The sequence below is a fragment of the Allobosea sp. P1_A7 genome, assembly GCF_056406775.1.
Genome location: NZ_JBFTZN010000148.1, coordinates 1 through 17,183, shown reverse-complemented (window position 1 = coordinate 17,183; position 17,183 = coordinate 1). Strand labels below are relative to the sequence as shown.

The window sequence follows — 17,183 nt, the reverse complement described above, 5'->3', positions numbered from 1 at the left end:
GGAATGCGCCGCCGTCGCGAGAAGACCCTGTCGGAGGCCGAGATTGCCCTGTGGCGGCAGGTTGCACGTTCGGTGACGCCACTGCRGGGGCGCGCCGCACCGCCGCCTGAGGAGCCTGCAGCGGCCCCGGCGCCACCTCCAACTGAGGCTGCCGCCCCTGTTCTGGTGGTTGCCGTCAAACCGGCCAGGATCACCCCGCCGCCGCTGGCGCCGCTCGAGCGCCGCCTGCGCACCCAGTTGCGTCGCGGAACCCAATCCGTCGAGGCGGTGATCGACCTGCACGGCCTGCGGCAGGATGCCGCTCATGCGGCGCTATGTGCCTTTCTGCGCCGCGAGCAGGCGCGCGGCACCAGGCTGGCGCTGGTCGTGACGGGCAAGGGCGCCGCGGGCGATGCGATTTTCGGCGAAGAGCGTGGCGTCCTGCGCCGCAGCGTGCCGCACTGGCTGCGGCTACCTGATCTGCGCCCTTTCGTCGTCGGCTTCGAGGAGGCCGAGCAGCGCCATGGCGGCGCCGGCGCGCTCTATATCCGTCTGCGCCGGCACCGTGAGAGCGGCGCGTGACACCCTTTGGCCAGCGCGTTCGGGAGCTGCGCGCAGCTCGCGGCGTGACGCTGGCCGGAATGGCCGCGGCGCTGGGCGTCACGCCGGCCTATCTCTCGGCCCTTGAGCATGGCAAGCGCGGCCAGCCGACCTTTGCGCTGATCCAGGGCGTGATCCATTTGCTCGGCGTGATCTGGGACGAGGCTGACGAACTCGTTCGTCTCGCCGAGCTCTCCCACCCCCGCATCACGGTCGATACTGCGGGACTGGCACCGGAGGCGACGCTGGTCGCCAACCGGCTTGCCCTTGAGATCGCCGAACTCGGCCCCGACGAACTCGCCGCGCTGCGCGCCGTGCTTGACCAGGCCAGTCGCCGGCGCGGCCGTGCTTGACCGCATCGGGTCCTGATGCGAAACGCCCATCATTCGTCCCATCCTCGCCAACCCACGGAACTCCTTCATGAAAAATGCCCGTTATGATGTCCTGGCGCTCGGCAACGCCATCGTCGATGTCATCGCTCGCGCGGAAGAGGATTTTCTGGTCGCGCATGAGCTGACCAAGGGCGCGATGATGCTGATCGACGAGCCCCGTGCCGAGACGCTCTACGCGGCGATGGGCCCGGCCAAGGTCATCTCGGGTGGTTCCGCCGCCAACACCATCGCGGGCCTTGCCTCCTTTGGCGGCAAGGGCGCCTTCATCGGCAAGGTGAAGCAGGACGAGCTCGGCAAGCTCTACCGGCATGACCTGACCTCGCAGGGCGTCAGCTTCGATACGGCTTTCGCGGCCGATGGTCCGGCGACCGCCCGTTCCTTCATCTTCGTCACGCCTGATGGCGAGCGCACGATGAACACCTATCTCGGCGCCTGCCAGGGCCTCACTGTCGCGGATGTCGACAAGGATACGGTCCAGAACGCCGACATCATCTATCTCGAGGGCTATCTCTGGGATCCGCCGGCGGCCAAGGAAGCCTTCCGCAAGGCCTCGGAGTTTGCCCATGCAGCTGGCGGCCGTGTCGCGATCACCCTGTCGGATTCCTTCTGCGTGGATCGTTATCGCGACGAGTTCCTCGGGCTGATCCGCAACCGGCTGGTCGATATCGTCTTCGCCAATGAGCACGAGCTGAAGAGCCTCTACCAGACCGGCGATTTCGACAGCGCGCTCGCTGCGTTGCGCGCGGAGAATATCATTGCGGCGGTGACGCGCTCGGAGAAGGGCGCTCTGGCGGTGACGCCTGACGGCATCGTCGCCGAACCGGTCTTCCCGGTGGAGCGCATCGTCGATTCAACCGGCGCGGGCGACCTCTTCGCCGCGGGCTTCCTCTTCGGCCTGACCTCGGGCCGCGAGGTGCGGGACTCGCTGCGGCTCGGCGCGCTGGCCGCCGCCGAGATCATCAGCCATGTCGGTGCAAGGCCGGATGTGAACCTGAAGGTGCTGGCGGGCGATAACGGCTTGCTGTGACCTGATCGGGTTTCAGGTTCGGCGTGTCATGGTCGGGCGGGTCTCGATCATGGCACGCCTTTTCACGAGCCGCGTCGCAAGACGCGGCGGCCCGGCAGTGCAGCCGCGCACGACGATTCAGTACAGCGTCGCCTTCACGCGCTCCGGCAGCGCCTTGTCATAGGCAGCACCGTCAAAGGTCTCGATCGCCTCGTTCCGCGCAGTGATGTCACGCAGGATCTGTCCGGCGCTTGGCAACTCACGCCTGTCGGCATGTTTGGCCGGGTTCCAAAGGTCGGCCCGGACCACGGCGCGCGAGCACTGGAAGTAGACTTGTTCCACATCGACCACGATCACGCAGGCCGGCAGCTTTCCCGCCATCTCGAAGCGCGCGCAGAGCTCGGGGTCGGTCGAAAGCGTCGCTGTGCCGTTCACCCGCAGGGTTTCGCCGTATCCGGGGACCAGGAAGAGCATTCCGATTCTCGGATCGAACAGAATATTTCTTAATGAATCCAGACGGTTATTGCCTTTTCTGTCTGGAATCAGGAGCGTTTTCGCGTCCCGGACCGTGACAAAGCCCGGCAGATCCCCGCGCGGCGAACAATCCAGGCCCTCCGGACCGTTGGTCGCGAGCATCATGAAGGGCGAGGCGGCGATCAGCGCAGCATAGTTCTCGTCGACATGGTCGATCTCCTTGGCGACCGAGGCGGGCGCGACGGGGTTCGGATACCGGGCGGCGAGCGTCTCGAGCGAAGTGATGCTGTGGTCGGTCATGCCGATCTCCAAGAACCAAATCGTGAGATGCGGGGCGCCTGTGGTCTGGCGATGAAGCCGGAGCTTACTCGCTGGCGGGCTGCTTCTCGCGGGCCTTCTCGGCGTCGCGGGCAGCCTTGAGCTTCTCGGTCAGATCCTCGCCCGTCTCCTGGTCGACGACCTTCATCGAGAGGCGGATCTTGCCGCGCTCATCCTGGCCGAGGAACTTGACCTTGACCTTGTCGCCTTCCTTGACGACGTCCGAGACCTTCTGGACACGCTGGGCGGCCAGTTCGGAAATGTGAACGAGGCCGTCCTTGGCGCCGAAGAAGTTCACGAAGGCGCCGAACTCCATGATCTTCACCACGGTGCCGTCATAGATCATGCCCGGCTCGGCTTCCGAGACGATCGACTTGATCCACTTGATCGCGGCTTCGATCGACTTGCCGTCGGCCGAGGCGATCTTGATGGTGCCGTCGTCCTCGATGTTCACCTTGGCGCCGGTCTTCTCGACGATCTCGCGGATGACCTTGCCGCCCGAACCGATGACTTCGCGGATCTTGTCGACCGGGATCTTCATCGTCTCGATGCGCGGGGCATATTCGCCGAGCTGGGCGCGCGAGGTGGAGAGCGCCTTGGACATCTCGCCGAGGATGTGGTCACGACCGCCCTTGGCCTGGCCAAGCGCGACCTGCATGATCTCCTCGGTGATGCCGGCGATCTTGATGTCCATCTGCAGCGAGGTGATGCCCGCAGCGGTACCGGCCACTTTGAAGTCCATGTCGCCGAGATGATCCTCGTCGCCGAGGATGTCGGAGAGCACCGCGAAGCGCTCACCTTCCAGGATCAGGCCCATGGCGATGCCCGCAACCGGAGCCTTCAGCGGCACGCCGGCATCCATCAGCGCCAGCGAGGTGCCGCAGACGGTGGCCATCGAGGAGGAGCCGTTCGACTCGGTGATCTCCGAGACGACGCGGATCGTGTAGGGGAACTCGCCCTTGGCCGGCAGCATCGGACGGATCGCGCGCCAGGCGAGCTTGCCATGGCCGATCTCGCGGCGGCCGGGCGAACCCATCCGGCCGGTCTCGCCGACGGAGTAGGGAGGGAAGTTGTAGTGCAGCAGGAAGGTTTCCTTGTAGGTGCCTTCCAGCGAGTCGATGAACTGCTCGTCGTCGCCGGTGCCGAGCGTGGTCACGACCAGCGCCTGGGTTTCGCCGCGAGTGAACAGCGACGAGCCGTGGGTGCGCGGCAGGATGCCAGCTTCCGCCACGATCTTGCGGACCGTCTTGACGTCGCGACCGTCGATGCGGATGCCGTCGTCGAGGATGTTCCAGCGCACGATCTTGGCCTGGGCTTCCTTGAACTGGCCGGCGACCTGTTCCTTGGTGAAGGTCTTCACGCCATCCGGCTCGGCCGAGACCAGCGCCTCGACGACCTTCGCCTTGACGGCGTCGACAGCCTTATAGCGCTCGGCCTTGGCGGTGATCTTGTAGGCGACGCGGAGCTCGGCTTCGCCAACCTTGAGCACGGCGTCGAGGATCGCCGACTGGTCGGCCGGCTGGTAGTCGCGCGGCTCCTTGGCGGCCTTTTCAGCCAGACGGATGATGGCGTCGATCACCGGCTGGAAATGCTTGTGGCCGAACATCACGGCGCCGAGCATGATCTCTTCGGAGAGTTCCTTGGCTTCCGACTCGACCATCAGGACGGCGTCCTGGGTACCGGCGACGACGAGGTCGAGGCCCGATTCCTTGATCTCGTCGACCAGCGGGTTGAGCTTGTAGGCACCGTCGAAATAACCGACGCGGGCGGCGCCGACCGGGCCCATGAAGGGCACGCCGGACAGGGTCAGTGCGGCCGAAGCTGCGACCATCGCAACGATGTCGGGGTCGTTCTCCAGGTCATGCTGGAGCACGGTGCAGACCACCTGGGTGTCGTTCTTGTAGCCGTCGGCGAAAAGCGGGCGGATCGGCCGGTCGATCAGGCGGGAGACCAGGGTCTCCTTCTCGCTCGGGCGGCCTTCGCGCTTGAAGTAGCCGCCCGGGATGCGGCCGGCCGCGAAGGTCTTTTCCTGGTAGTTCACGGTCAGCGGGAAGAAGTCGAAGCCCGGCTTCGGCTCCTTGGCCGAGACGACGGTGGCGAGCACGACGGTCTCACCATAGGTGGCGAGCACGGCGCCGTCGGCCTGGCGGGCGACCTTGCCGGTTTCGAGCACGAGCTTGCGCCCGCCCCAGATCAGCTCTTCGGTTTGGATGTCGAACATGGTTCTCTTTCGGATCGGATGTGGCACACGTCCGGACGTCTCAAGCCCATGGGCAAGACGGCGGAAAGCTCGGGAGACGGTGAGCATTGCGCCCGAGCGCTCGGCGATCCTGCCATGGACGTCGGGGCGTCCGGCGGAGGCCTGCGGCTAAGCCACCCATGCGGCCGCCGCGTTGGAGTCAGGGCGCCGCACCATTGCGGCCAGACCCTGGAGTAGGAGCATCATGTCGCCCGAAAGATGGTTCCCACCTTTCGGCATCATGCTCTGGAAAAACCGCCCGGAACCGATCGGTGCCGGGCGGGAAGCTCTTGCGATCGATCAGCGGCGGATGCCGAGCTTCTCGATCAGCGTCCTGTAGCGCGCTTCGCTCTTGCCCTTGAGATAGTCGAGCAACGAACGGCGCTGCGAAACCAGCTTCAGCAGGCCGCGACGCGAGTGGTTGTCCTTGACATGCGACTTGAAGTGACCGGTCAGGTTGTTGATGCGCTCCGTCAGGATCGCGACCTGGACCTCCGGCGAACCGGTGTCATTCGGCTTGGTGGCATGTTCCTTCACGAGCGCGGTCTTGCGCTCCGGCGTAATCGACATCGTGTGATCCTTCAGTTGGATGTTGATCTGGCGGGCCAGGCCGGGATGTCGTCCAGCAAGGTCCGGAACCCGCAATCCACCTCATCACGGAGGAGATGCGCAGCCAGCCGCAAGGCCGGTTGGCGCGGGATATACACGAATCTGGGTAAAACGCTAGCGCGGCGACGAGGCAGGCCGGGGCAGACCGTGGTCGTAGCGCCTCTGCGCTTCCTCGACCTCGCCGATATGGGTCTCAGCCCAGCGCGTCAATCCGTGCACGGTTGCTGCAAGCGTGCGGCCGAGTTCGGTCAGCGAATACTCGACAGTTACGGGCACGGTGGGGAAGGCCTCGCGGCTGATCAACCCATCGCGCTCCAGGCTCCGCAATGTCTGCGAGAGCATCTTCTGCGAGATGTTGTCGATGCGTCGGCGCAGCTCGTTAAAGCGCAACGTCCCCTCTCCGAGCAGGATCAGGATCAGCACTGCCCATTTATCGCCGATGCGGTCGAGGACCTGGCGGGTCGGGCATTGGGCGTTGAAGGCGTCCGGGCGTTGCAGCATCGTGGTTTCCCTCAGGTGACCATGTCGCGTGAAAGTGCCTTCTTTACGAGGCTCCACGCTGCCTCCATCTAGTATCGTACAGGATGTTGGTTCCTGAAAGATACTAGCTAAAGGCAAATCTCATGAAAATCGCTCTCATCGGCGCTACCGGCTTCATCGGCTCGCGCCTGCTGGCCGAGCTGTCCGTCCGCGGACACGCGGTTTCGGCGATCACCCGCAACCCCGGAAAGGTCGCAGCGGCGACTGGTGTGACACCGTTGAAAGGCGACGTCTTCGATCGCGACGGGCTGGCCAGCGTGCTCGCTGGCCATGACGCGGTGATCAGTGCCGTGCATTTCACCGCGAGCGACCCGGCGGTTCTGCTGGCCGCCGTCAAGCAGTCCGGCGTGAAGCGCTATCTCGTCGTCGGTGGCGCGGGCAGTCTCGAGGTCGCGCCAGGCAAGCAGCTGTTCGACACGCCGGAGTTCCCGGCGATCTATCTGGCAGAGGCGAAGAAGGGCGGCGCCTTCCTCGAGCTGCTCAAGGGTGAGAGCCAACTGGACTGGACGTTCCTGTCCCCCTCGGCGCTGATCCAGCCCGGCCAGCGCACCGGCAAGTTCCGCCTCGGCAGGGATCAGCTTCTGGTCGATGCGCAGGGCAAGAGCGCGATTTCGGCCGAGGACTACGCGATCGCATTGGTCGACGAACTGGAGAAGCCTGCCCACTCGCGCCAGCGCTTCACTGTCGGTTACTGAACCATCGCGAGCAATTCAGGCTTTCTGGTAGCGGCGGCCGCCGAGATGCAGGCCGCCGCCAGGCTCCGGCATGATGTCGGACCCGGCTAGGCCCGAGTTGTTCGATGCCGCCTCGGCGGGCTTCAGGGTGGGCTATGAAAGCCCGTCGCAGTTCAGCTGGAAGTACAAGTCGCCTGTTCGGAGCACCGCCCCTGCGTGACGCTGCACGCTTGCGCGCCACGCAGTTCAGTCTCGTCCCGGCCTGAAGCACCGGCCCGAAAAGTGGATTGCGGCTTTCGGAAAGGCCGACGCAAACCCAGGGGGTTGAATCATGGGATTGGATACGGGATCCGACCCCATGGATTAGAGATTGAAGACCCGGTGCGGCACCAGCTCGCCATTGCTGATCGAGCCAGTGGCGATGAGCACGCCGCCGCTGGTCGCATAGACAGCCTCGGCTTCGATCGGCGCATCGCGACCGCGCAATAGTGCGCTCTGGCCACGCTTCAGCCGCAGGGCCGCATCGCGATGGACCACGATCTCCGGAATGAGCTCAAGCGCTGCTGCGACCGGCCGGAGTGCGCCCTCGGCCTCTTCCTGGCTGCTGCGCAACGTCTCGACGGTCGTCGCCTCGGTCACCGTGAAGGGGCCGACGCGGGTGCGCCTGAGATGGGCGACATGCCCGAGGCAGCCGAGCGCAACGCCGAGATCGCGGGCGATGGCGCGTACATAGGTGCCCTTGCCACATTCGGCCTCGAACGTCGTCGTCGCGCCGTCATGGCTGACGATCGACAGCGCATCGATCTCGACCGGGCGGGGCTGCAGCACCACCTCTTCACCATCCCGGGCGAGGTCATAGGCGCGCTCGCCGGCGATCTTGATGGCCGAGTATTTGGGGGGCGTTTGCAGGATCGTGCCCGTGAAGCGCGGCAGCAGGGCCGCGATGGCGTCTTCCTGCGGGCGTAGCTCCGAGGTCGCAATCACACGGCMTTCGGTATCGTCGGTCTCGGTCTGCGAGCCCCAGGCGACGGTAAACTGATAGGCCTTCCGGCCATCCATGACGAAGGGGACTGTCTTGGTCGCCTCGCCCAGCGCGATCGGCAGCAGGCCTGAAGCGAGGGGGTCGAGCGTGCCGGCATGGCCGGCCTTCTTGGCGCTGAAGGCGCGCTTCACCACGCTGACCGCATGGGTCGAGGTCATGCCGACGGGCTTGTCGAGCACCACCCAACCATGCACGTCGCGCTTCTTCGGGCGGGGCTGCTGCGCGTGCGGAGGCGCCACTGTCTCGCTATTCGTCGTCATGATGGTCGTCTTGGTCGATCTTCAGGGGCTGGCGCARCGTGTCGCGGCGCACCGAATCGGAATCGAGCAGCGCATCGATGCGTTCGGCCTCCGAGAAGCTCTCATCCTGGCGGAAGCGGATATCGGGCGCGTATTTCAGGTTCACCCGATGGGCGATCTCGCCCCGGATATAGCGCTTGTGGCCATCGAGCGCCTTCAGGACCGGCGCGATGTCATTGCCGCCGAGCGGCATGATGTAGGCCGTCGCGAGCTTGAGATCGGGCGAGAGGCGCACCTCCGGCACGGTGATGACATGCTTCGCCAGCACGTCGTCGTGAATGTCGCCGCGGGCGAACGTCAAGGTTCTGCGAAGGAGCGGGAGCTCGTCATCGTCAGGCGGTCGGGACAAGCCCGGCCGCGACGGATCACAGCGTCCGCTTGATCTCCTCGACGCGATAGCACTCGATCACGTCGCCAGCGCGCATGTCCTGATAATTCTCGAAGGACATGCCGCATTCCTGGCCGGCAACCACTTCCTTGGCGTCGTCCTTGAAGCGCTTGAGCTGCGAGAGCTTGCCCTCGTGGACCACGACATTGTCGCGGATCAGGCGGACATTGGCGCCGCGTTCGATCGTGCCGTCGGTGACGCGGCAGCCGGCGATCTTACCGACCTTCGAGACGTTGAAGATCTCGAGGATCTGGGCATTGCCGAGCATCGTCTCGCGCAGGGTCGGAGCCAGCAGGCCCGACATCGCCGCCTTCACGTCATCCACGAGGTTGTAGATGATGTTGTAGTAGCGGATTTCGACGCCGGCCCGTTCGGCCGCCTCGCGCGCTTCCTTGTGGGCACGCACGTTGAAGCCGATCACAGCCGCGCCGGAAGCCTGGGCGAGCGTGATATCGGATTCGGTGATGCCGCCGACACCCGACTGCAGCACGCGTGCGCGCACCTCGTCGTTGCCGACCTTCTCGAGCGTGCCGACGATGGCCTCGACCGAACCCTGCACGTCGCCCTTGACGACGAGCGGGAATTCCTTGCGGCCAGCGCCTTCCTTGAGGTCGCGCATCATCTCCGCGAGCGAGCGGCCCGCTGCCGATCCACCGCCACGAGCTGCGATCCGGTCGCGCTTCTGGCGCTCACGGTAATCGGTGACCTCGCGGGCACGCGCTTCGGATTCGACCACCGCGACGCGGTCGCCGGCCTCAGGCGTGCCGTTGAATCCGAGAACCTCGACCGGCAGCGACGGGGGCGCCTCCTTGATCTGGGCACCGGTGTCTCCGATCAGGGCGCGCACCCGGCCCCATTCCGAGCCCGCCACGACGATGTCGCCGGTGCGCAGCGTGCCGCGCTGGACGAGCACGGTCGCGACCGGGCCGCGGCCACGATCGAGCTTCGCCTCGATCACGGTGCCTTCGGCAGCGCGATCGGGATTGGCCTTGAGATCGAGCAGTTCAGCCTGCAGCGAGATAGCCTCGAGAAGCTTGTCGAGGTTCTGGCCGGTCTTGGCCGAAACCTCGATTTCCAGCGTCTCGCCGCCCAGCGTCTCGACCTGGATCTCGTATTGCAGCAGCTCGGACCGCACGCGGTCCGGGTTTGCGTCGGGCTTGTCGATCTTGTTGATCGCCACGATCAGCGGAACCTTGGCCGCCTTGGCGTGGTTGATGGCCTCGACCGTCTGCGGCATCACGCCGTCGTCGGCCGCCACCACGAGAACGACGATATCCGTCACCTTGGCACCACGTGCACGCATCGCCGTGAAGGCGGCGTGGCCCGGGGTATCGATGAAGGTCACCTTCGAGCCGGTCGGCGTCGTCACCTGATAGGCGCCGATATGCTGGGTGATGCCACCGGCCTCGCCGGTCACGACATGGGTCTGGCGGATCGCATCGAGCAGCGAGGTCTTGCCGTGGTCGACATGGCCCATGATGGTCACGACCGGAGGACGCTGGATCAGCATCTCATCGGTGTCGGGCGTATCGAACAGGCCTTCCTCGACGTCGGATTCGGCGACGCGCTTGACGGTGTGGCCCATTTCCTCGGCCACGAGCTGAGCAGTGTCGGCGTCGATCACGTCGGTGATCTTGTGCATCGCGCCCTGCTTCATCAGCAGGCGGATGACGTCGACGCCACGCTCGGTCATGCGGTTGGCGAGTTCCTGGATGGTGATCGTCTCGGGGATGATCACCTCGCGCATCACGCGTTCCTTGGCGACGTCCGAGGCACGGTGCCCAGTCATGCGCTGGACGCGACGGCGGAAGGCTGCAACCGACCGTGTCCGCTCGTCATCACCGCCGGTAGCGGTCGAGAGCGTCAGGCGGCCACGCGGCTTCTCACCAGCCTTGGGCGTCTTCGGGGCGGGAGTCGGCRCGCCGCGATTGGCAGCGCCGGGAGCGCCGCCGGGGCGGCGGAACGCGGGCCTGGCCTCACCATCATCGGGGCGGCTGCGCGGAGCGCCGGCCGAAGGGGCCTGACGGGCCGGGCGGACGACGGCCGGCTCTGCGGGAGCGCTCGGATCACCGGCACGGGGGGGACGCGGTGCGTCGACCCGGGCAGGACGCGAGTCGAGCCGCGGCGGACGTGCACCGACGTCGCGCATCTGCGGACGTGCACCACCGAACTCGCGCGGGCCGGATGCGGGCCGTGCGGCGGGGGCATAGGTTGAAGGCTGGGACGGCTGCGCCTGCTGCTGCGGCGGAGCAGATGGAGTCGGGGCCGAGACCTGCTCACGCGGCTGCTGGGGGGCTGCCGGACGGGCGGCCTGGGCATCATCGCGCTGACGAGCGGCGACTTCGGCGCGACGCTTCTGTTCGTCTTCCTGACGACGGCGCTCTTCTTCCTCGCGCTGGCGAGCAAGGGCTGCCTCGCGCTCGGCCCGTTCGCGTTCTGCAACAAGCGCACGCTGGCGGGCTTCCTCTTCGGCCTGACGGCGCTCGTCGAGCTCACGGGCTCGGGAGTCGGAGAGGGCGCGCTGACGCGCATCCTTCTCGTCGTCGGAGAGGGTGCGCAGCAGCATGCCGCCCGGCTTCGGGGCTGCGGGAGCCGGCTGGGGCACGACCGGACGTGGGGCAGCAGGCTGCACCGCGGGTTGCGGCGCACGAGCCACCGGCGCTTCCTTGACTTCGGGCCCACCGACGCGGCGCTTGACCTCGACGACGACCTGCTTCGAGCGCCCATGCGAGAAGCTTTGCCGAACCGTGCTCTGCTCGATCGGCCGCTTCAGCGTCAGGGTCTTCGGAGGGCTGACCGTCAAAGTCTTGTCGCCCGGGTTTTTGGTATCGCTCATTCCGCTTTCGGTCCTGCCGGTTCGGTCGTGTGTTCGTCTGTCTCGTCGAAATCCGTCGGGCTTTCCGGGCCCAACGCACCGGCATCGCCCATCCGGTAACGGACGAGCCGACGCCAGCGGGAGAGGAAACCCTCGGCCGCCGGTCCCGGAGCAAGGGCCGCATGTATCACATGTGACCGCCCCAACGCCAATTCCAAATCAGCCGCCGCGAATTCCGCGACGACAGGTGTGTTTCGGACCTTCAGCCCATCCTCGGCTCGCGCTGCCGCGACCCGCTTGAGTGCCTGTCCTATCTTGCGTCGGCCATCCTCCGCGCCATCGCTGGCTTCGATGACCGCGGCGAGACGCCCCGATCCGATAGAAGCCTCGACCTTGGCAAAACCGGACGAAACCAGTCCCGCCTTATTGGCCATGGCCAGCGCCTGGACGGCGTCGCGATGCATCAAGCCATCGATCATAGCCGCAAGATCAGGCGGTATCATGACCTTGGTCTTGAGCGAGCGCTCGAAGGCCTTGCGCTTGATCGCCTCGGCGACCGTGGCCGCGCTGAGGCTCGTCCAGACGCCGCGGCCCGGAAGCTTGCGGCGCAAATCCGGCGTGAGAACCCCGTCGGGGCTGACCACGAACCGGATCAGATCCTCCGGCGCCTTGACCATGCGGGTCACGACGCAGCTGCGCTCAGGGCCGTCCTTGTGCGCGGGCCGCGCCGATTCCGGCCTTTTCATCACGCGCGCCTGACTCAGGCCTCGGCCGCTTCGCTATCGGCCTCGGGCTCCTCGGCGGGAGCTTCGACCCAGCCCGCCTTGATGCGCGCGGCCATGATGATGGCCTCTGCATCCTGGCGCGACAGGTCGAACCCGTCGAGATAGCCGGAATGGCGTGTGCTCTCGCCATCCTTGCGTTCGGTCCAGCCGACGAGATCGTCAGTCGCGCAGCCCGCCAGATCCTCGACGGACTTCACCTCGTTCTCGCCGAGCGCGACCATCATCGATGTGGTGATGCCCTCGACTTCGCGCAATGCGTCCTCGACACCCAGAGCACGACGCTTGTCGTCGAGCTCGGCTTCGACCGTCGCCAGGTATTCCTGTGCGCGCGACTGGATCTCGCCCGCCGTTTCCTCGTCGAAGCCTTCGATCGTGGCCAGTTCGGCGAGGTCGACATAAGCGACCTCCTCGACCGAACGGAAGCCTTCCGAGGCCAGCAGCTGGCCGACGGTCTCGTCGACATTCAGCGCGTTCATGAAGGTCTCGGTGCGCTGCAGGAATTCCTTCTGGCGGCGCTCCGATTCCTCGGCCTCGGTCAGGATGTCGATATCCCAGCCGGTCAGCTGCGAGGCGAGGCGAACATTCTGACCGCGGCGGCCGATGGCGAGCGAGAGCTGCTCGTCGGGAACCACGACCTCGATCTTGTCGGCCTCTTCGTCGAGCACGACCTTCGCGACTTCAGCCGGCTGCAGTGCATTGACGACAAAGGTCGCGACATCCGGCGACCACGGAATGATGTCGATCTTCTCGCCCTGCAGCTCGCCGACGACGGCCTGCACGCGCGAGCCCCTCATGCCCACGCAGGCGCCGACGGGATCGATCGAGGAATCGCGGCTGATCACCGCGATCTTGGCACGCGAGCCGGGGTCGCGGGCGACAGCCTTCACCTCGACGATGCCGTCATAGATCTCCGGCACTTCCTGGCCGAACAGCTTGGCCATGAACTGCGGATGCGTGCGCGACAGGAAGATCTGCGGGCCACGCGGCTCGCGGCGCACGTCGTAGACATAGGCGCGGGCGCGGTCGCCGACCTTGAAGGTCTCGCGCGGGATCATCTCGTCGCGACGGATAATGGCTTCACCACGGCCGAGATCGACGAAGACATTGCCGTACTCGACGCGCTTCACTGCGCCGTTGACGATCTCGCCGATGCGATCCTTGTACTCGTCATACTGCCGATCGCGCTCGGCCTCGCGCACCTTCTGTACGATGACCTGCTTGGCCGATTGAGCGGCGATGCGGCCAAAATCGAAGGGCGGCAGGGGATCGGAGATGACGTCGCCGACCTGGGCCGCCGGATTGTGGCGCTTGGCTTCGGCGAGCGTGATCTCGGTCGAGGTGTTCTCGACCTGCTCAACGACCTGCAGGTGGCGCGCCAGGCGAAGTTCGCCCGACTTGGTGTTGATCTCGGCATGAACGTCGGTCTCGGCGCCGTAGCGCGAGCGAGCGGCCTTGGCGATGGCGTCCTGCATCGCGTCGACGACGATCTGCCGATCGATCGATTTCTCGCGGGCGACGGCATCCGCGATCTGCAGCAGTTCGAGCCTGTTGGCGCTAACAGCCATGACGCTCACTCCTCTTCGTTGTCGTTCTGCGGAGCCGGCTTGGGCTGTGTGCCCGGGCGCGGTCCCAGTGATTTGCCCCTGCCCTTCTTCGGGCTGGCGATCTCGTCCGCCGGCGGCATCTCGGGCGGCAGGCCAGACTTGCCCCGCCGCAGTGATTCGGTGACCAGGGCGTCGGTCAGAACAAGCCGCGCTTCGCCAATGGCGTTCATCGGAATCGCGACGTCGCGCTCCTCCTCGGTCTTCGCATCGTCGCGCGAGAGCAGGGCCGTATCGCCCTCGACGCCACGCAGGATGCCGCGGAAGCGCTTGCGGCCGCCGACCAGCTCGTGCGTGTCGATCTTGGCAAGGTGACCGGACCAGCGCGCAAAATCGCTCGGGCGCACCAGCGGCCGGTCGATCCCCGGCGACGACACCTCGAGATGATACGCGGCCTGGATGGGATCGTCGACGTCGAGCGCCGGCGAAACCGCCTGGCTCACCGCCTCGCAACCCTCGACGGTCATCGTGCCGTCCGGGAGTTCGGCCATGATCTGCACGGTGCAACCGTTCTGGCCGGAGACGCGCACGCGCACCAGCCTGTAGCCGAGATCGATGATCGCCGGCTCGATGATGGCAGCGACACGCGCGGCCACACCGCTTTCGGTCACTACGCGCCTGTCCTGATCTGCTGCTGTCGGCTCGTTCATGTTCGGACTGCCTGCCTTCGCTCCGGCAGGGCTTGCGGCCAACAAAAAAGAGCGGGCCGGCCGGCCCGCTCTTGATCATCGGCTTACACCGAAACCAGAGCTGTTGCGTCGCTATTTAGTCCGCAACGGCCGGGCATGCAAGATCAAAGCTGCCCTGGCAGAAAGCAGGGTGTCGAAAGGAACGCCATGTAACGGCAATGGTGCTTCCATTCCGCGCCCGGCTTTATGCAATTGCGCTAACCGGCTGGTCATTCTTCTCGTCTAGCGTCGGCCAATGGTGCGTAAAGAGGTTGCGTAATGAGTTCGGTCAGCGCGCTGTTGCGTGATCTTGAAGCGACGATGTCGCGAGGCTCGGGCGATGAGCGCGTCCAGATCCTGATGCGTCTGACCGATCTCTTCGTCAGCACGGCCGCGACGATGGGCGATGACCAGATCAGCGTCTTCGACGTGGTGATCGGCAGGCTTGCCCGCGCCATTGAAACCCGCGCGCGGGTCGAATTGTCCGAGCGGCTGTCCATCGTGCCGAATGCGCCAGGCGGCGTGGTGCGCCAGCTTGCGCTCGACGAGATCGCGGTTGCGCGGCCGGTTCTGGTCGGCTCACCCGTGCTGTCCGATCAGGATCTGGTTGCGATCTCCGCCGCAAAGGGGCGCGACCATATGCTCGCGATCACCGAGCGTCCGTATCTCGCCGAGCCGGTGACGGATTTCCTGATCCTGCGGGGCGGTCGTGTCGTGACCCACGCGGTTGCGGCCAACCAATCCGCCCGCTTCTCGCGGCATGGCATGGGCGTGCTGGTGATGCGTGCGGTCCAGGATGACGGCTTGCAGGCGACGCTGGGAACCCGGAGCGACATCCCGGCAGAGCTGGTCGAGCAATTGACGCTGGCTGCGAAGAATTCGGCGCGCCGCAGGCTCGCTGCGACGTTCGAGCCGGCGATGGGCGGAGCCGTCGACCGCGCGGTCGAGCGCAGCGCCGATGCGGTCGCCGCACAAGACCAGCTTCAGGACGATCTCGGCAAATTCAGCGCTGCGCTGGCCGATATCAAGGCCTTCCATGATGAGGGCAGACTCGACGAGGCCAAGGTCGCCGAGCTCGCCGCTTCGGGCGCCATCGAACACGCCATCTGCGGCGTCGCCATCCTGGCGAGGCTCGGCCTGCAGGCGACGGAGCAGATCATCCTCGGCCCGGATCGCGACGCGGTGCTGCTCGTTGGCCGGGGGCTTGGCTGGTCCTGGGAGACTACTCGCGCCCTGATCACCCTGCGCAAGGGCGATGGCAAATCGGCACCTGCGGTCGAGCGGGCCCGCCAGAACTTCCGCAACCTGACGCCGGTGACGGCGCAGCGGGTCCTCGGCTTCCTCAGGATGCGCGACGGCGTGCAGTGAGATAGCTCGGTACGCGCCCGGCAGCGATGGCCTTGGCCTCGTAACGCGTGCGGATCCAGCCCGGATAGGGTTGGCGCCAGTCGTCGGCGCGCTCGTCGGCCCAGTCGAAATCCGGTGAGTGCAGCAGCCGCGACAAGGTCCAGCCGACATAGTCGTCGATATCGCTGGCGAAGCGGAAACGCCCACCCTTCCTCAGCGCCCGCGCGAACAGGGCGAGCGTCCGCTCCGAGACGAAACGGCGCTTGCGTTGCCTGCGCTTCGGCCAGGGATCGGGATAGAGCAGGTCGATCGCATCGAGGCCGCCTTCCGGCAGGCGCGGCAGCATCAGCGCGGCATCGCCATCCCAGAGCCGGACGTTGGTGAGGCCTTCCCGCTCGATCACCGCCAGGAACTTCGCCATGCCATTGACGAAGGGCTCGCAGCCGATGAAGCCGATCTCCGGACTCTCTCGCATGCGGGAGAGCAGATGCTCGCCGCCGCCAAAGCCGATCTCCAGCCGCACCGCCTCGACCGGCTTGGGAAACAATGCCTTCAGATCCAGGATCTCGCCTTCGGGCAGGCGCAGCCGTGGCAGGGTGCCCTCGATCAGCACGCTCTGACCTTCGCGTAGAGGCTTGCCCTTGCGCCGGCCGAAGAAGGCTCGTTCGAGATCTCTCTCCAGGTCTCGTTCTTCGCTCATGATCCCAAAACCCCGTCGTCACCGGCGAAAGCAAAAGGCCGGAGCGAGATCGCTCCGGCCTCTCCGGGATCCGGTAGACCGAACCCCGTCATAACATCCGCGCTGGATCAGGCTACGGCCTTCTTCAGCGTGTCGRTCAGGTCGGTCTTCTCCCAGGAGAAGCTGCCGTCGCGACCGGCCTTCCGGCCGAAATGGCCATAGGAGGCAGACTTCGCATAGATCGGCTTGTTGAGGTTGAGATGGGTCCGGATGCCGCGCGGGCTGAGATCCATCACCTCGCCCAGAGCCTTTTCGAGCTTGGCCTCGTCGACCTTGCCGGTGCCATGCAGGTCGACATAGATCGAGAGCGGCTTGGCAACGCCGATGGCGTAGGAGAGCTGGATCGTGCAGCGCTCGGCGAGCTTGGCGGCAACCACGTTCTTGGCGAGGTAGCGCGCAGCATAGGCAGCCGAACGATCGACCTTGGTCGGGTCCTTGCCGGAGAACGCGCCGCCGCCATGCGGGGCAGCGCCGCCATAGGTGTCGACGATGATCTTGCGGCCGGTCAGGCCGGCATCGCCATCAGGACCGCCGATCACGAACTTGCCGGTCGGATTGACGTGCCAGACGGTGTCCTTCGAGATCCAGCCCTCAGGCAGCGTCTCGCGGATATGCGGCTCGACGATCTTGCGGACATCCGCCGAGCTCAGCGAGTCGTCGAGATGCTG

The 17,183-nt window shown here is 65.9% G+C and carries 17 protein-coding genes and 1 pseudogene; 6 read left to right on the top strand and 12 right to left on the bottom strand.

Annotation, left to right across the window (positions count from 1 at the left end; translation table 11 throughout):
- The first annotated feature begins 3 nt into the window (after positions 1-3).
- The 3 genes from AC1D34_RS23195 (at position 4) to AC1D34_RS23185 (ending at position 1,998) form a co-directional block, all read left to right on the top strand.
- Positions 4-561 (top strand): Smr/MutS family protein, encoded by a 558-nt coding sequence (locus tag AC1D34_RS23195; RefSeq protein WP_476825450.1) that lies wholly within the window; start codon positions 4-6, stop codon positions 559-561.
- On the top strand, positions 558-932 hold the full coding sequence (locus AC1D34_RS23190; protein WP_113515708.1) for a helix-turn-helix domain-containing protein: 375 nt from the start codon (positions 558-560) through the stop codon (positions 930-932). Before AC1D34_RS23195 ends, AC1D34_RS23190 begins: the two co-directional genes overlap by 4 nt.
- 67 nt (positions 933-999) lie before the next feature.
- On the top strand, positions 1,000-1,998 hold the full coding sequence (locus tag AC1D34_RS23185; protein ID WP_441492030.1) for an adenosine kinase: 999 nt from the start codon (positions 1,000-1,002) through the stop codon (positions 1,996-1,998).
- 117 nt (positions 1,999-2,115) lie between these two features.
- Here the strand turns inward: AC1D34_RS23185 and AC1D34_RS23180 are convergent, their stop codons facing one another.
- The 4 genes from AC1D34_RS23180 to AC1D34_RS23165 all read right to left on the bottom strand — a co-directional run bounded on the left by AC1D34_RS23180 (position 2,116) and on the right by AC1D34_RS23165 (position 6,118).
- On the bottom strand, positions 2,116-2,751 hold the full coding sequence (locus tag AC1D34_RS23180; protein WP_476825454.1) for a pyridoxamine 5'-phosphate oxidase family protein: 636 nt from the start codon (positions 2,749-2,751) through the stop codon (positions 2,116-2,118).
- Positions 2,752-2,815: 64 nt separating this feature from the next.
- The gene (pnp, locus tag AC1D34_RS23175) at positions 2,816-4,990 is read right to left on the bottom strand and encodes a polyribonucleotide nucleotidyltransferase (protein ID WP_441492029.1); all 2,175 of its coding nucleotides are present in this window, start codon (positions 4,988-4,990) and stop codon (positions 2,816-2,818) included.
- Between the two features lie 318 nt (positions 4,991-5,308).
- Positions 5,309-5,578: a 30S ribosomal protein S15 gene (rpsO, locus tag AC1D34_RS23170; protein ID WP_043239192.1), complete on the bottom strand. Its 270-nt coding sequence runs from the start codon at positions 5,576-5,578 to the stop codon at positions 5,309-5,311.
- Positions 5,579-5,731: 153 nt separating this feature from the next.
- Positions 5,732-6,118 carry a winged helix-turn-helix transcriptional regulator gene (locus tag AC1D34_RS23165; RefSeq protein ID WP_441492028.1) on the bottom strand — a complete coding sequence of 129 codons (387 nt, stop codon included), beginning with the start codon at positions 6,116-6,118 and terminating at the stop codon, positions 5,732-5,734.
- A gap of 122 nt (positions 6,119-6,240) precedes the next feature.
- Between AC1D34_RS23165 and AC1D34_RS23160 the strand changes: the two genes are divergently transcribed.
- Positions 6,241-6,852, top strand: coding sequence for an NAD(P)-dependent oxidoreductase (locus AC1D34_RS23160; protein ID WP_476825449.1), 612 nt, complete (start codon positions 6,241-6,243; stop codon positions 6,850-6,852).
- 109 nt (positions 6,853-6,961) lie between these two features.
- A pseudogene (locus tag AC1D34_RS23155) lies at positions 6,962-7,097 on the top strand (AraC family transcriptional regulator CmrA); the annotation flags it as partial.
- A gap of 97 nt (positions 7,098-7,194) precedes the next feature.
- Here AC1D34_RS23155 and truB read toward each other — a convergent pair.
- Genes truB through rimP form a run of 6 tightly spaced genes read right to left on the bottom strand, consistent with a single transcriptional unit; the run spans position 7,195 to position 14,411 of the window.
- On the bottom strand, positions 7,195-8,133 hold the full coding sequence (gene truB, locus AC1D34_RS23150) for a tRNA pseudouridine(55) synthase TruB (protein ID WP_476825448.1): 939 nt from the start codon (positions 8,131-8,133) through the stop codon (positions 7,195-7,197).
- A complete protein-coding gene (rbfA, locus tag AC1D34_RS23145; protein ID WP_476825447.1) occupies positions 8,120-8,521 on the bottom strand; it encodes a 30S ribosome-binding factor RbfA in 402 nt (133 codons plus the stop codon). The genes truB and rbfA overlap by 14 nt, the downstream gene beginning before the upstream one ends.
- Before the next feature lie 16 nt (positions 8,522-8,537).
- On the bottom strand, positions 8,538-11,396 hold the full coding sequence (gene infB / locus AC1D34_RS23140; RefSeq protein ID WP_476825446.1) for a translation initiation factor IF-2: 2,859 nt from the start codon (positions 11,394-11,396) through the stop codon (positions 8,538-8,540).
- Positions 11,393-12,121 carry an RNA-binding protein gene (locus tag AC1D34_RS23135; RefSeq protein ID WP_441492023.1) on the bottom strand — a complete coding sequence of 243 codons (729 nt, stop codon included), beginning with the start codon at positions 12,119-12,121 and terminating at the stop codon, positions 11,393-11,395. Before AC1D34_RS23135 ends, infB begins: the two co-directional genes overlap by 4 nt.
- Before the next feature lie 14 nt (positions 12,122-12,135).
- Positions 12,136-13,725 carry a transcription termination factor NusA gene (gene nusA, locus AC1D34_RS23130; RefSeq protein WP_476825445.1) on the bottom strand — a complete coding sequence of 530 codons (1,590 nt, stop codon included), beginning with the start codon at positions 13,723-13,725 and terminating at the stop codon, positions 12,136-12,138.
- 5 nt (positions 13,726-13,730) lie between these two features.
- Entirely contained in the window at positions 13,731-14,411 is a 681-nt protein-coding gene (rimP, locus tag AC1D34_RS23125) for a ribosome maturation factor RimP (RefSeq protein ID WP_441492022.1), read from the bottom strand.
- A 297-nt stretch (positions 14,412-14,708) separates the two neighbouring features.
- Here rimP and AC1D34_RS23120 point away from each other — a divergent pair, with 297 nt between their 5' ends.
- Positions 14,709-15,797 (top strand): DUF2336 domain-containing protein, encoded by a 1,089-nt coding sequence (locus AC1D34_RS23120; RefSeq protein WP_441492021.1) that lies wholly within the window; start codon positions 14,709-14,711, stop codon positions 15,795-15,797.
- On the opposite strand, the gene trmB is transcribed toward AC1D34_RS23120, so the two are convergent.
- Positions 15,772-16,476 (bottom strand): tRNA (guanine(46)-N(7))-methyltransferase TrmB, encoded by a 705-nt coding sequence (trmB, locus tag AC1D34_RS23115; protein WP_441492020.1) that lies wholly within the window; start codon positions 16,474-16,476, stop codon positions 15,772-15,774. The two genes, AC1D34_RS23120 and trmB, sit on opposite strands and share 26 nt — an antisense overlap.
- Before the next feature lie 107 nt (positions 16,477-16,583).
- On the bottom strand, positions 16,584-17,183 hold a 600-nt coding region (locus AC1D34_RS23110), incomplete at its 5' end, for a methionine adenosyltransferase domain-containing protein (RefSeq protein WP_476825444.1).